Origin of the sequence: Borrelia sp. P9F1 (genome assembly GCF_030436115.1) — a bacterium.
In the GTDB taxonomy this organism is placed as follows: domain Bacteria; phylum Spirochaetota; class Spirochaetia; order Borreliales; family Borreliaceae; genus Borrelia.
In genome coordinates, this window is sequence record NZ_CP129409.1 from 1 (window position 1) to 12,723 (window position 12,723).

13 protein-coding genes are annotated in these 12,723 nt (G+C 37.6%); 9 read left to right on the forward strand and 4 right to left on the reverse strand.

Annotated features, from left to right (window positions below; all coding sequences use genetic code 11):
* Nucleotides 1-321: 321 nt before the first annotated feature.
* Entirely contained in the window at nucleotides 322-711 is a 390-nt protein-coding gene (locus QYZ68_RS04655) for a hypothetical protein (RefSeq protein WP_301384547.1), read from the reverse strand.
* 121 nt (nucleotides 712-832) lie between these two features.
* Between QYZ68_RS04655 and QYZ68_RS04660 the strand changes: the two genes are divergently transcribed.
* The 3 genes from QYZ68_RS04660 (at nucleotide 833) to QYZ68_RS04670 (ending at nucleotide 3,670) form a co-directional block, all read left to right on the forward strand.
* Nucleotides 833-1,591, forward strand: a complete 759-nt coding sequence (locus tag QYZ68_RS04660; RefSeq protein WP_301384548.1) for a hypothetical protein — start codon at nucleotides 833-835, stop codon at nucleotides 1,589-1,591.
* Between the two features lie 200 nt (nucleotides 1,592-1,791).
* Nucleotides 1,792-2,568, forward strand: a complete 777-nt coding sequence (locus tag QYZ68_RS04665) for a hypothetical protein (protein ID WP_301384549.1) — start codon at nucleotides 1,792-1,794, stop codon at nucleotides 2,566-2,568.
* 535 nt (nucleotides 2,569-3,103) lie between these two features.
* A complete protein-coding gene (locus tag QYZ68_RS04670; protein ID WP_301384550.1) occupies nucleotides 3,104-3,670 on the forward strand; it encodes a hypothetical protein in 567 nt (188 codons plus the stop codon).
* A 355-nt stretch (nucleotides 3,671-4,025) separates the two neighbouring features.
* Here the strand turns inward: QYZ68_RS04670 and QYZ68_RS04675 are convergent, their stop codons facing one another.
* From QYZ68_RS04675 to QYZ68_RS04685, 3 genes are all read right to left on the reverse strand, one after another.
* A complete protein-coding gene (locus QYZ68_RS04675) occupies nucleotides 4,026-4,220 on the reverse strand; it encodes a hypothetical protein (protein WP_301384551.1) in 195 nt (64 codons plus the stop codon).
* Between the two features lie 825 nt (nucleotides 4,221-5,045).
* Complete coding sequence (locus QYZ68_RS04680) at nucleotides 5,046-5,582, reverse strand: hypothetical protein (protein ID WP_301384552.1); 537 nt, start codon at nucleotides 5,580-5,582, stop codon at nucleotides 5,046-5,048.
* Entirely contained in the window at nucleotides 5,579-7,072 is a 1,494-nt protein-coding gene (locus tag QYZ68_RS04685) for a plasmid maintenance protein (RefSeq protein ID WP_301384553.1), read from the reverse strand. Before QYZ68_RS04685 ends, QYZ68_RS04680 begins: the two co-directional genes overlap by 4 nt.
* 425 nt (nucleotides 7,073-7,497) lie before the next feature.
* Here QYZ68_RS04685 and QYZ68_RS04690 point away from each other — a divergent pair, with 425 nt between their 5' ends.
* The 6 genes from QYZ68_RS04690 to QYZ68_RS04715 all read left to right on the forward strand — a co-directional run bounded on the left by QYZ68_RS04690 (nucleotide 7,498) and on the right by QYZ68_RS04715 (nucleotide 12,714).
* A complete protein-coding gene (locus tag QYZ68_RS04690) occupies nucleotides 7,498-8,202 on the forward strand; it encodes a DUF261 family protein (protein WP_301384554.1) in 705 nt (234 codons plus the stop codon).
* Nucleotides 8,203-8,330: 128 nt separating this feature from the next.
* Nucleotides 8,331-8,654 carry a hypothetical protein gene (locus tag QYZ68_RS04695; RefSeq protein ID WP_301384555.1) on the forward strand — a complete coding sequence of 108 codons (324 nt, stop codon included), beginning with the start codon at nucleotides 8,331-8,333 and terminating at the stop codon, nucleotides 8,652-8,654.
* A gap of 29 nt (nucleotides 8,655-8,683) precedes the next feature.
* Nucleotides 8,684-9,064 carry a BBA14 family lipoprotein gene (locus QYZ68_RS04700; RefSeq protein ID WP_301384556.1) on the forward strand — a complete coding sequence of 127 codons (381 nt, stop codon included), beginning with the start codon at nucleotides 8,684-8,686 and terminating at the stop codon, nucleotides 9,062-9,064.
* Nucleotides 9,065-9,066: 2 nt separating this feature from the next.
* Entirely contained in the window at nucleotides 9,067-11,904 is a 2,838-nt protein-coding gene (locus QYZ68_RS04705; RefSeq protein ID WP_301384557.1) for a right-handed parallel beta-helix repeat-containing protein, read from the forward strand.
* Nucleotides 11,905-12,002: 98 nt separating this feature from the next.
* Nucleotides 12,003-12,236, forward strand: coding sequence for a hypothetical protein (locus QYZ68_RS04710; protein WP_301384558.1), 234 nt, complete (start codon nucleotides 12,003-12,005; stop codon nucleotides 12,234-12,236).
* Nucleotides 12,175-12,714: a hypothetical protein gene (locus tag QYZ68_RS04715; protein ID WP_301384559.1), complete on the forward strand. Its 540-nt coding sequence runs from the start codon at nucleotides 12,175-12,177 to the stop codon at nucleotides 12,712-12,714. The genes QYZ68_RS04710 and QYZ68_RS04715 overlap by 62 nt, the downstream gene beginning before the upstream one ends.
* Nucleotides 12,715-12,723 lie beyond the last annotated feature (9 nt).

The window sequence follows — 12,723 nt, forward strand, 5'->3', positions numbered from 1 at the left end:
TCAGTAGATTCCTTTACTAAAACACCCATAAACAACCTCTACTCAATTATACCATAACTAAACCCCTTACTTTCAAATTCATTTCTAACATCCTCTACTGCTACTGCTCTATTTACTAAACTAGTATTCACACTAACACCCTATGCAACACCACCAACTCTAGTTAGCGTTGTAATAATACTTTTCTAAATACTTAAACACAATCTCAATAGTGAGCACCAATGTTAACTCATTTTTATATAAAAAAGAATTACTAAACTTTCTACTTAAAAAAGCAAAAGCCCATACTTGTATTACTATTAAAGGCTACAAAAAGTAATACTAAAACTTGCCTTTACGAAATTTATCTAACCGGATTTGTTTATTTAAAGCTACAGCAGCCCGTCTTACAGCATTATCCCTCTTAAGTCTTTCTCGTCTTTTCTTCTCCTCTTCCCTATCCTGATCCGTTAAGACTGATCCATTAAAAGACTCCTGCTGCTGGGCCTGCTGCTGCTTCCCCTTACTAAAACCTAAATTTTGCACGTGAACAGTGCTTGCATCCCCTGTCTTAACTCCCTTACTTTCCTCAACTTGATATTTATACACAACCCTAACACCACGCTTGTAACCCATGCTGTCTTTAAACAATAAATCAAATATTCGGGTTACACAAAATCCTGATACGAACACACAAAAAATAAATGCAATGACCCCTAATAGATAAAACATAAAATCCTCTCCACTTATCTTAAGTATACAACCTAATTTGTTGTATTTTGACGTGTTAAGCTATTAAATCGTTGAATAACCTTCCATATGAAGTATCTTTACAGATAGGGAGGGGTGTTTTATGTATGCAAGATTGATAGGTATTTCGGTATTAACACTGTTTACTGGTTGTCAGTGGTGGCTTGAAGCTAATTTAAGGATTAAAACAGTTAATGAAACACCACAGGAGACTCCAGAGGTTGCAATTCAGAGGGCTGCTGAGGAGGTAAGTAAGGCTACTGGAAGGGGAGTTGATGAGATTAAGGGGTTGAGTAAAGAGGATCTTGATAAGATTGCTGTGGATGCAAAAAATAGTTCTTTAGAGACCCGCAATAGCACTGAGGATAGTAAAAGCAGCAAAAAGCAGGATGAATTTATTGAGGAGATACAAAAATCAACTAAAAATCTTGACTTAGCTTTTAAATCCTTTCTGGGGGCTGGTTACAACAACGAGGTTGTGACTCCTATATTAGCTAATATAGACACCGCTTCGAAAAAGTTAGAGTTGGCTAGCAAGATAAAAAAGATGGAAAAGGAGAGCGCCAACAAGTCAATAGAAGAGGTTAAAAGAGCTGTGAGGGCTCTTGGTGGTGATACGGACTCTTGTATAAGAGAGCTTGACGATCGTAAGTATCATGCAAATGCAGTAAAGGAAGGACTTAAGGAATGCGTTAAAAAGCTTATGGATAACGCAGCTGATCTGTTTCTTAAGGGTGTCCGCAATGAGTTAGAAGACCATTTAAAAAACGCTCCAGATAAGTTTAAGGAAGGCTTGAATAAACTACTGGGTGCTTCTTATGATCTGTATAATGCATCATTGAAGGTTAAGTATAAGGATTAACTAATCTATATCACTAATCTATATCAAGTAGAAAACGAAGGGTAGAACTACCCTTCGTTTTCTATTTTTATTCACTCTATTACTAAATCGTTATTTCCTTATTTCAATCACTAAATATCGTTTAAACCCTGCTGCCTTTTTACCCCTGTTTGCTTATTTTTTGTCATGAAATACATTTAAAGAGAAGGAGAGGGGCTTTTATGCATGCAAGAGTGATAGGTATTTTGGTACTAACACTATTTATTGGTTGCCAATGGTTGGATAAGGTTTTAGGTAGAGTAAAGACATCGTTTCTGGAGACACTGACTCCACCACCACATGAGGATCCGGAGGTTATATCTGAAAAGGCAGCTGAGGAGGTAAGTAGAGTTATGGGAATAAGAGCTGAAGAGATTAAGGAATTAAGTAAAGAGGATCTTGATAAGATTGCTGTGGATGCAAAAAATAGTGCTGCATCTGCTAGTAAAAGTACTATGGGCAGTACAAGCCAGAAGGATTCTGAGCTTGTTGATAATATTCAACGGGCAGTTACAAATTTTGAATTGGCCTTCAAGTCACTTGTAGGTGCTAGTTACTATAGCAGTAAAGTAACTCCTGTGCTGCTTATTCTAAATAACACTTCGCAAAAGTTGGAGTTGGCTAGCGAGCTGGCAAAAATATTGGAAGAGAGGGGTGATAAACACACACTAGATGAGATAAAGAAGATTGTGAGGGCACTTGATGGTGATGTAAGTTTTTGCTTAAACGATCTTGAAGCACGTATAGGGCTTGCAAATGCAGTAGAGGTTGGTCTTAAGAAGTGTATTAAAAGACTGCTAAATGGTGCAAGCACAGCCTTTTATGAAAGTGCTCACAAAGAGTTAAGTCACCATCTAGAAGACGCACCAGATAAGTTTAAGGGTGCTTTAAAGACACTGCAGAGTGCTGCTCTTGATATATACAACGCATCGCTGAGGGTCGCACTTAAGTATAGTTAACTTATACAAAGACTTTTTCAAGTTTACTACTTCAGTTATACCCTTATACTTAAAAATTAGTATTAATATGTAATTATATGTTTATTTCTGTTTATCCAATATAAAGCCTCGTTGCACTAATGTTTTAGTTCCTGTCTTTAGATGTAGTTTTAGTATAAAATTCTTTTGACAAAAATATAATAGAAAATTTTAAGAAAGGTGCACCGTGACTTCCTTTAAATAAAGGAAAAGAGCAGTGGCTATAAAACCATGCTACTCAGTCAAGATCCGCCCTTCTTATAAAGAGAGTCTATTCTGTTTTTTTTCTAAAGACCTGTTGACAAGTATATACAAATAATGAGTAAAAACATAAAAATGACTATAATTTGTATAAAAAGTAAGGCACATGATATCTGGTCTAAATTAAGATTCATTGAGACTGTCAGTATTAAATAGTTTTACTTTAATTTAAGATACGAGCTTATTTAATAAAGAGTACAAGCCTAGATTTCATATCTTTGATGTAGCTGGGCAAGTGAGCTATACTTCCTAACAAATGATTAAATTACTCTCTATTTTTAAGAAAAGAAAAGACGCTACTCCTGTATTCCCCCCTATTATTGTAAATCCTGGACAGTTTATTATACTTGCCAACCATTTACTTACTTCAACTAATTTTAAATTTAATCTGATCGGGTTGACGATGGCTACTGGAGCTGCAGTAACTGAGCTGCAAGGAAGGCTTTTGGTTAAGCAGAAGGATAGCAACACAATTATTTATAAATCAGAAGACACTAGCTACGAGGTTACAAGACACACCCTTTGTGATGCTGGTGTGGTAGTTGCTTACATGAGATCTCTTGTCTATAACAAGACTGATTCTCATGTTATTACATGGAAGCTGAATAGAACAATTAAGCACTTATTTAACACAAATATTACTACTAAGACTTTAATAAAAATATATTCTATTCTAATTGAACAATCAGGGCATCCTATAAAGGATGCCTGCCCGCTTAGGGGTTGTGATATCAAACTAGTTGAACATGACACGCTAGACCTCGCAGGTAAAATACGCTACATTAATTCATTTAAACCCATACAGATAACAAAGCTAATCTAGATCTCTATAAAGGAAGTGCTTCTTACATTAAGAAAACCATCGCTCTTTTAGTAGAAGATTTCTTAAAAGAGAATAGTACTACCCAGAAGACAATCTACAGTCTTAAAGCCTATCTTAAAGACAAGACAGAAGAACTTGGCATTAACTACAAATCTACATATAAATACAGAAAAGTCCTATACTCTCGTCTTCTAAAGTAGCCTCGCAACAAAGGATTGCTCAATTAGACGCTGCTTTCATCTTATCTTAGTCTTGTACCAAAGTTTTCTATATTATCTTGAACCTAAGACAAAACTAAACTGAGTATTAAATTTGGAAACATAATATAAAAAGTGTTTCTAGATTTAATACTCATCTATTTCTTCATCAAAGATTCAAATTTCTTCATTCTTTGCCGGTATTCACACTCACGCCTGTCTAGTCTATCAAGCCTGACCAGAGCATCTCTTATTGAAAGGAACAGAGGTACTCCAACTAGAACAATTATTGGAGAATACACAAGCAATACACCTAACTTTAAGAAAAGCTCATTCACGAACTCACTCACCATAAATCTCTACACATTAACAACTAGCTTACAAACTAATACTGTTATAAAATGCTATAAAGGAAAGCCAACTCACATTCATGTTCTGCAAATCCATACCCACTCTGCAAGCACATAAACATACTCAACATAACTAGCCTCCAATTATCAAACCGCCTCATAAAACATCCCCTTTATGCTTTTAAGAATTACAAAAGGTGGCTGTAAAACAGCCACCTTTTGTAATTCTTAAAAGCAAATATACCTCTTATTGCCAATTTCACTAACCTTTTCTAGTTATCTTCTCTCTGACGTGTTTTAGTTAATTATTTAGATATAATTGAATACTAAAGTAGGTGGTATATTCAGATTATTTACCTTGATATCCAAAAGATTCATTATGCATTAAAGGACCAGCGGGTTCTTTTTACAAGAGACAACCTAAAGATATCATATTTTCTCCGATTTAACAACACCGTTATTCCTTGCATACATTAAGTGTATAGGACGCTAAATTAGGTCTGTAGCAGAGTATTCTACACTTATCTTTCTGCAGCAGGTAATAAAGTATTAAGACTAAACTATATTTTACTTTAAAAAAAAGAGTCACTTTCATGTTTTATCTCATTATTTGTGTACAATTATCTGGCAGGACTGATGTGTGTTTGTAACTTGACGTCCTTGAACACGTTATTAGATATTCATTTGTATCAAAAATTATTTTGTTCCCTTTTGTATCCTAGCAGGATCGGAATAATTTTTGTGTCCTGGGGGATAAAATAATTTTCGATTGACTGCAAAAACAATTGCTTTAATAATTACTTTTTAACTAAAATTTAGACCTACTAGCTACCCATGAGCTTCCTTTCTATTCTTCTTAAGAGCAGGGTCTGGTTGTACTGCAGCTTTTGCGGCAACATCGGGAGCATCTTTTCTAATTTTACGAGCAGAAGCATCAACCCTTGCTTGTTGTTGCGGCTCTGCTACTTGTGCTGCAGCACCCTTTCCTTGTTGATCAGCAGCCTGTACAGGGTCTAATACGGGTTCTACTTTCTTCTTAAGTCTTGAAAGAAATATTTCTTTGAAATCTTTATAAATATTGACCAGTATCTTATTAAACCTGAAGCAACTTTTTGTCTCGCATAAGTACTCCTCATCCTGTTTCTTAATTACAATATCTCCACGTTCTTTATACTTCTTCTCAACCCACTCAACCACATATTCGTATATGTAGCCCCAATTCATGTCCTGTATAGTAAGGACTGGAAAATTAGTGATACTAGCGTCCTGTTTCTTCTCCTGTATCTCCTGGCTTGTATAGATTTTCCAAAACTTATCTTTTCTAACCCAAGCCCTTAATGCTAAATATTTAAGTCTAAACCTCATCTTACCTCCCATGAAGTATTCATACTGCCTCTGGAGCAACTATTTCTGAAATTTGTGTGTCCTTGTGTTACAGCTGGTGTTGTATTTTTAAATCCCCTGACCATGGTTTGCTGCGGGGCGCCTTTCTTTTTTTTAAATCTATCCAGTAAGTTGTAGTAATAAGAATTATTAAGAATTCCTCTATAGCTTATCCCATCTCCAATTTCATTTACGTACTGCCTTATTTTTTTCCTTAACTCATTCGTGCTTTGGTCTGCTAAGTATTGCCTGCAGGTTCCATTCTTTAGCCTGTTTAGTAGTATGCTAAATATGTTGCTTCTAATATCTTGTTTCTGCTCTTCTGTTTTAATTTTTGATTCCTCCACTTTTTGCTTTTGCTTTCTTATTTGCTTTTTGCTTTCATACTTATCCTTAAATCTTAGTTCCCATATGATGTAATAATCACTTACAACCCCATCTTTTCTGTCCATCATCATCCATATCTTATTTCTATATTTATTCTTAAATTGTTCCTTAAAGTGTGCTGTTATGTGTTCGATTTTATATTCACCCAAGTATTGCTTTATAGCTGTTTCTAGATTAAGCAGTGCATTGATGTAGGTTGTCTCATTAGGACTTATTTTCATTATTTTCTCTATGTACACACTACTTATTTTGTATTTCGATATTAGTCTTTTACAGATTCCTTCTTTGTATGTTTCTGGATTTACTTCTCTTTTACTTTTACTTTTTTCTAGAGGCACTTCTATAGAATTCTTATTATTATAGTTATTATTAAGGTTAATTACATCCGGAACTTTCTGATGCGAAGTAGCTTGTCTAGATTTAGATTTAATGCACTTCTTTTGCTTTAAGACGGGCTTCTTGTTACAAGATTTACTGGTATCTTTACTGTCTTTATTATTGTTATCTTTGCTACTATCTATACTGGTATCAGTATTAAATTTTATACGAGCAATATGTTCATCAAAATCGCCAATAATTATTTTATCTCTAAGCTCCCCTATAATCTCTTCTTCTAAATAAGTATCAATTATTTGCTTGTGTTTGCTTGCCAACTCCATGTTTTGTACATAATATGAGGCACTTCCATTGTCTTTACCAAACCTTAAAGTCACTGTTTTAAGCAATCCCATCTGGTTTAAGAGCTTTATATCCTTTTGTATGGTGCGTTTGCTTACCTCCCTTTCATTATCTCGTCTGAGTAAATCCATGCACATTAAATAGATGTCCCCAGCAGAGTACCTCTCCTTAGTAAGCTTGTAATGCCTATTCTTAGTGTTAATCACCCAGTATATTTTATACAATCTAGAATTGCGTCTAAGTTTTCTAGTTATCATAGCCTTAGCTTGTGCTACCTTAATTACCGTGCAAAGGGCTGCTTGCTTGAACGCGTTAAGTTTAATTAGACTAGTTAGTAATAAATTTTCTGGATTTTCTTTCTTTAGACGGGGTGTTTTATTGTATTTTTTGGCAAACTCTGCTACCATTTAAATATCCTTAGCTTCGAGACTGCTTTAGATTTTTATTATGTGTCTCGAGGCTTAATCTCAAGTCTTAGCCGTAACTAAGACTTTATTTTTTTTATTATCTCATTATAAAGGTATTGTCTAATATAGGCAATACGAAAATATGCTCTTTATCATACTTTACCACGAATCCTTGTAAACGATTGAATTGGTTTTTTCATAGACTACATCTATTGGTGGCAGGCTTGAGGATTTAAAACTCCAGATTACGGATTTAAGAAATGAATTTGCAAGAACGAGCACTAGTAATCGTGACTTGCAAAGAGAGGTTACAGAAAGCTTAGCAAAGCAAAGAACAGATATTATAGCTATTAGACAAGAGTTGGTGCACCTTGCAGCACTCATTAGTGCTTTAGTTAATTGTGTGGATAGAAGGAATTTATTAGGTGAAAGGTAAAGTATTTAAATTCATTTACAGCGTAGTATACAAATTTTTAAAAGATTATTTCATCCGAGTATACAAATCTGAAATGTTAGAGGGTGCGGGCCTTGTGGCTAGGGAGCAGTCTGGGGTGCTTGGTAGGGTTGATTGCGGTAAGCATAGGCTTGTACTCCCCTTGCAGCATCGTTTTAGGGAAAATAATCCCGTTATTGCATCATATGGATGCTACTTCCTCTGCATTTTATTCATAGCATTAGTTGTAAAGGAGATTAAGAATCGGGTCGGTAAGTGTTTTAATGAGTTTGAAGTCGATCTTTTATACAAAAGCTTTGCTTCCCTGGGAGGCTTAAGAGCAGCAAATTCTTATGTAGAGAGTCCAAACTTAATCCTTGCAAGCCTGGGACTTGATGAGTATGTTTGCTACCAGGACAAGCATTATAGTGCTGATTACGCAGCAGAGGATGCTGATATCCTTATTGGTCAGTACAAAGATGAGAGCAGCAGTCTTTATCATTTCGCAGTATTGGGTTCTGTTGGCGAGGTTGTATGGGATTCACTTGGCAACTCTAGCGCAGTAAGGAGCGGCTCACTTTCAAGTTTAAGGGTGTTTAAGCTACTTGACCGTAAGCTCATTAGTGCTGTTAAGCAGAGATTATTGGACTACAAACAACAGTTTTTAAACCTTAAAGAATCCTTAGAGGAGATTTAGAAGGCATTGTATTGAAGTATTGAATTTAAAAAATTTAAAAATGGTTAAAGGGTTTGATTGATATTTTAATGGTTTCGTTAATTAAACTCTGGGTTAGAGGTTAAAGACTAAACCATTGGGGAGGTTAATTGGATATTATAAAAAGTGTAAATATCATCCTTGATGCTGTAGGGCATCAGGAGGCTATAGTTAACAAAATTGGCGGAGAGGCAGGCGTTGTGCTTGCAAAACAGGGCCTAGATATTACAAATTCAGTAATAAATTTCGTTATGACTCTTAAGGAGCACATTGATCGGACAAATGAGCGGGCAGCCTACGAGCAGATAAAACTCAAGCTTAAGTCTGCTATAGATATAGCAGACAAGGCTACAGCTAGTGCGCAAGCAGGCGACTGGGACGCGTATGAGAGCCTTTATCCGAGAGCGAGGTCGTGCAGGCCGGGAAGCACTTGATCGCGTAGAAGCGGGGGAGTAGTGGTATTATGTTTGTACGAAAAAAAATATTACCACTACTCTCATTATTGCTGCTACTGCTCCTAGCCTCATGTTCTAGCTTAGCAAGCTTGCCTGTCGAGCCTGATATGCTTGATGGGGATAATATTGAAAGCTTGGTTGTAAATGAAGCTGAGCTTTATAAGTATTGCTTAACTCTTAATGCCTGGCTTGTTACTGCTAGGGATTATGTAGGCAAGTACTACCCTGCAGACAAATTTCCATATTTCCAAAGGTTTGATTCTCAGTACGAGGGTGGTGCGGGCTTGACTGGTGTTAGGAGTAGGATCTTGTATTACAAGAAATACGCAGAAGAGATGAGGCCCATAGCGCAGAGTATTTATGCTGCTTACAAGGCACGCAAGGAGTAGACTTGCCAGAAGAAGATGACTACAACCGAATTGAAGAGAGGGTCGATGGGGTCGTAGTAGAAGACAGCCTGCTAGACGCCAGGACTCGCGAGGATTCAAGTAGGGTTGGTGGTATTCCAGCTGAAGCAGAAGCAGTAGAAGAACCACAGTCTAGCAAGCCTGCCGACGAGCAGTCTGATGAGCAGTCTGATGAGTGTAGCCAATCGGAGCTTGATATTGTGTTCTTCACAGACGAAGGCCAGGTATTTGATCTTACTCCCTACACTGATATTACAAGCGTGTCTGTAGAGTACAGGATTACAGACCCCACACTCAAGACAGCATCAAGTGTATTTAAATTTACTGCATATGGACTTTCAAATGAGTTTCTAAACTTTCTTTTCTTCAGACAGGATGATGTATTTGTCGTGGTACGTGAGGGTGTGCGTTCTTTATTTAAAGGAATTCTGGAGAAATTTTTCACAAGAGAGGTTCTAGACTCAACTAAAGGTATAAGCTTTACTGTAGCTGATTACTCCAGATTGCTGCGCATATCATTTGAGAATCCAGTGCAATTCCCCATCAATTTCGTACCCGATTGGCTTTATGTATACAATCCTTACGTAGAAGATCAATCACTAGTACACCTAATCCTTGCAAGGACTAAGCTTGCAGACTCTATTGATAATGAGGCAGGAGAGGCTATCTTAGAAAAGGTACCTGCAGTAATTATTGATAGCGGCGAGGAGATTGAGACCATCCTTTCAGCTCTCCTTTACGAATTCGGCTGTGCATATACATTTACAGGAGAAGGCAAGCTTGCGATACTGCCTATTTGGAGATCTGAGGTTGTAAAGCGTGAGGTACTGCTTTGCAGTATTGATACTGCAAGTTATGTCTGTTCAAAAAGCAGCGCTAGTAGCTATGACTCAAATCGCATTATATGGAGAGAAGGCCAGTTTCAAAGCAAAAGTGAGGCAATAGAGCGCAGGCGCCCCCTATACTCAGCTCCCATTAACGTTGCAGGCACTGGGGGTGCTTTGTATGTAGGCGTGCTGCAAAAGGGAGTAGTATATCCTGATTTTGCAGACAAGCCGAGAAGTGCTGTTTATCAGGAATATGATCCTACATGGTTTGATACAGCATACAAATGGGATTTTACTCGCCATGAGGTATGGCATGATAAATATGCGTTAAATGAAAATCTAGCCATAATCTCGACACATAATCTTGAGGCTAGATTTAGTGCTGATTCTTCAATTAAGCTAGTTCATGAGGAGTACTATCCAACAAGAGCAAAATTATGGTTTAAAAATACTTCCCAGTCGCAAGGTTCAAGATATATATACTATTTTGATATTTATGGTGATGTATTTTATACAACCGTACGAAATATAATGCAAACAGATAATGCTGATGATTTTTATGCAAAACGAGCTGAGTATGCAACCAGATTTATATTCGATTCAAATTCTGCAGTAAGGTTATTTGACTTCCTAACTAACTTAAGGGTTAAGGGTCACACGATAGTTAATTTTAAGTCAGCACAGGAATTAGAACTAACAGATTTTGTCAGACTTAAACTTGAAGACGAGGATCTAGAGCATTTCTTTTTAATCCTTTCAAAAAAAATTATGCGGTTTGATATGCATGTACGTTTCTTTGAGTATGAAGGACTTACCTGGGGAGACTATTCCCATTATGACTACCTTACTACCTCCCAGCATATAGGAGCAGTCAGTCATAAGTTTTTCATAAAAGAAGTAATAATTGCTCCCTTCAATCATGCACTCTACGCCCAAGATGAGCTTGCTGAGCCCTATGCTGAGGATGAGACTAGCGAGCAGGCACACATAAGGCCTCACTTTACGGCTACAGGATTTAAAGACGAGGAGACAATAAGGCTTGCTGTTCAGTTTGCAAAAGCAGAGGGTGTAAATAAGATCAGGCTGCTAGCAGGTGACCTTTACCTCTACACGCCCGTGGTACTGGATAACCTGGAACTTAAAGGAACAGATAGGACTACCGTCTATACTGGCGGGTATGCAACAAATGTTTTTCGTGCCCAGAAGGCTTTCAAGCTTAAAGGATTTGCTGTCTGTCAAACTCGAATGAGTGAGCTTTTAGTAAGTGGAGGCAACTTCGCAGAATATCCACAGCCGGAAGCTGTTTATCAAGTTGAGGGTATAAACGCAGTTGAGGCAGCAGTAGTAGTACTAGATCAATGTGATGAGTACCTGTTAGGCAATAGATTTGCTGAGCCTGCCGCATTGCGACTCTGCTCTGTTTATGGACTAGTTGAGCAGGAGCGTGCTTCCATTTATGCAACCGCAGCATCTTTTATGTATCTTAAAGATATGAAATTTGGTTGCAATCTGGGTGTTGCATTGCAGAGTGAGGGTGTAGAGAAGATATTGCTTGAGAATACCCAGTTTAGTGGTACAGCTGCCGCATGGAATGTGCAGGGTGTGGCAAACATGAACGTAATGGGTTCACAAATAAGAGACTCCATAAGGCCTGCTGTGGCTAGTGGAGACAATATACTAATCAGAGGGTCTGATTTTAGTGATAATAAGAGTGCAGTAAAGCTTGCAAGGTTTTCTAGTGTAAGAGTTCAAAGCAGCCAGTTTAGCAATAATGCAGGGACAGCTTTACATCTAGAGAATGTTGCACGGGCAAGACTTACTGATAATATTTTTACCTTAAATGATGTTGGCTTTGAAAGCACACTAACACAAGACTTGCTTATGCGAGATATTTATAGTCAAAATAAGATCGCATTCATTAATACAACTAAAGCAGGTACTGCTAGCAGAATAGTTGATGCTGGTACCTATAGGGATAATACTCTAGACAAATAAGAGCGGGAGGTGGCGTGGCGATAAGTGACCAGGATTGGTAAGATATAAAGAGAAGACTACAAGCTGATAATGTTAAGATCCAGTTTGCAGTAGGCAACATGCAAGCTGCAGACTCTTATGTAGGCAAGCCAGGCGAGCCTATTTATCTAGAAGATAGGGAAGTATTTGCTGTTTGTGATAAGAAGAGTAGCGGGCGCGAGCGTGTCTACTACAAGACAAATAGAGGCAAGCCCGTGCTTCCAGATGATCTTGAGGCTCAACCTGCAGCATATGATGCAATTTTTCTTAAAGAAAACTCCCGTAGGCGCGCTAACGCAAGAGTTTGCTGCTGAGGGTTCAAGACTGAGTAGGAGCAAATTAATTTCTACATTCAGTAATACAAATAAATTTTGCATACCCGATGGTAGGAGCCTACCCTCAAGCTGCTATGCAAGACGTGTTTTAGGAATAAGTAGTGCTCCGAATTTGGTTGGACGCTTCCTACGTCACTATGACTATTCAGACTCAAGGGTACTGGGTAGTTTGCAAGAGGATGCGTTTGAGGACCATAAACACCGTGTGAAACTGGATGAGTTTAATATCGGATATGGTAGTTTAATAAATAAGTTTGAAAGGCTGTCTCGCCAGGATAGCTACTATTGGTCTAGAAGTGACTATTTTCGTTTTGTATACGACCTGGATACAGGCGACCACATCTCAATATTCTCACTCCCCTACTACACACAAACAGTTAAAGGATATAGTAACTACGATCGCGAAACGCGCCCTCGTAACTTAGCTTATGTTGCATTTTATAGGTACGATCTTTAGGCGAGGTTA

Excerpts from the sequence above, each read along its gene's own strand:
- QYZ68_RS04655 (WP_301384547.1), bottom strand. The coding sequence starts at position 711 with ATGTTTTATCTATTAGGGGTCATTGCATTTATTTTTTGTGTGTTCGTA.
- QYZ68_RS04660 (WP_301384548.1), top strand. The coding sequence starts at position 833 with ATGTATGCAAGATTGATAGGTATTTCGGTATTAACACTGTTTACTGGT.
- QYZ68_RS04665 (WP_301384549.1), top strand. The coding sequence starts at position 1,792 with ATGCATGCAAGAGTGATAGGTATTTTGGTACTAACACTATTTATTGGT.
- QYZ68_RS04670 (WP_301384550.1), top strand. The coding sequence starts at position 3,104 with ATGATTAAATTACTCTCTATTTTTAAGAAAAGAAAAGACGCTACTCCT.
- QYZ68_RS04675 (WP_301384551.1), bottom strand. The coding sequence starts at position 4,220 with ATGGTGAGTGAGTTCGTGAATGAGCTTTTCTTAAAGTTAGGTGTATTG.
- QYZ68_RS04680 (WP_301384552.1), bottom strand. The coding sequence starts at position 5,582 with ATGAGGTTTAGACTTAAATATTTAGCATTAAGGGCTTGGGTTAGAAAA.
- QYZ68_RS04685 (WP_301384553.1), bottom strand. The coding sequence starts at position 7,072 with ATGGTAGCAGAGTTTGCCAAAAAATACAATAAAACACCCCGTCTAAAG.
- QYZ68_RS04700 (WP_301384556.1), top strand. The coding sequence starts at position 8,684 with ATGTTTGTACGAAAAAAAATATTACCACTACTCTCATTATTGCTGCTA.
- QYZ68_RS04710 (WP_301384558.1), top strand. The coding sequence starts at position 12,003 with ATGCAAGCTGCAGACTCTTATGTAGGCAAGCCAGGCGAGCCTATTTAT.
- QYZ68_RS04715 (WP_301384559.1), top strand. The coding sequence starts at position 12,175 with ATGATGCAATTTTTCTTAAAGAAAACTCCCGTAGGCGCGCTAACGCAA.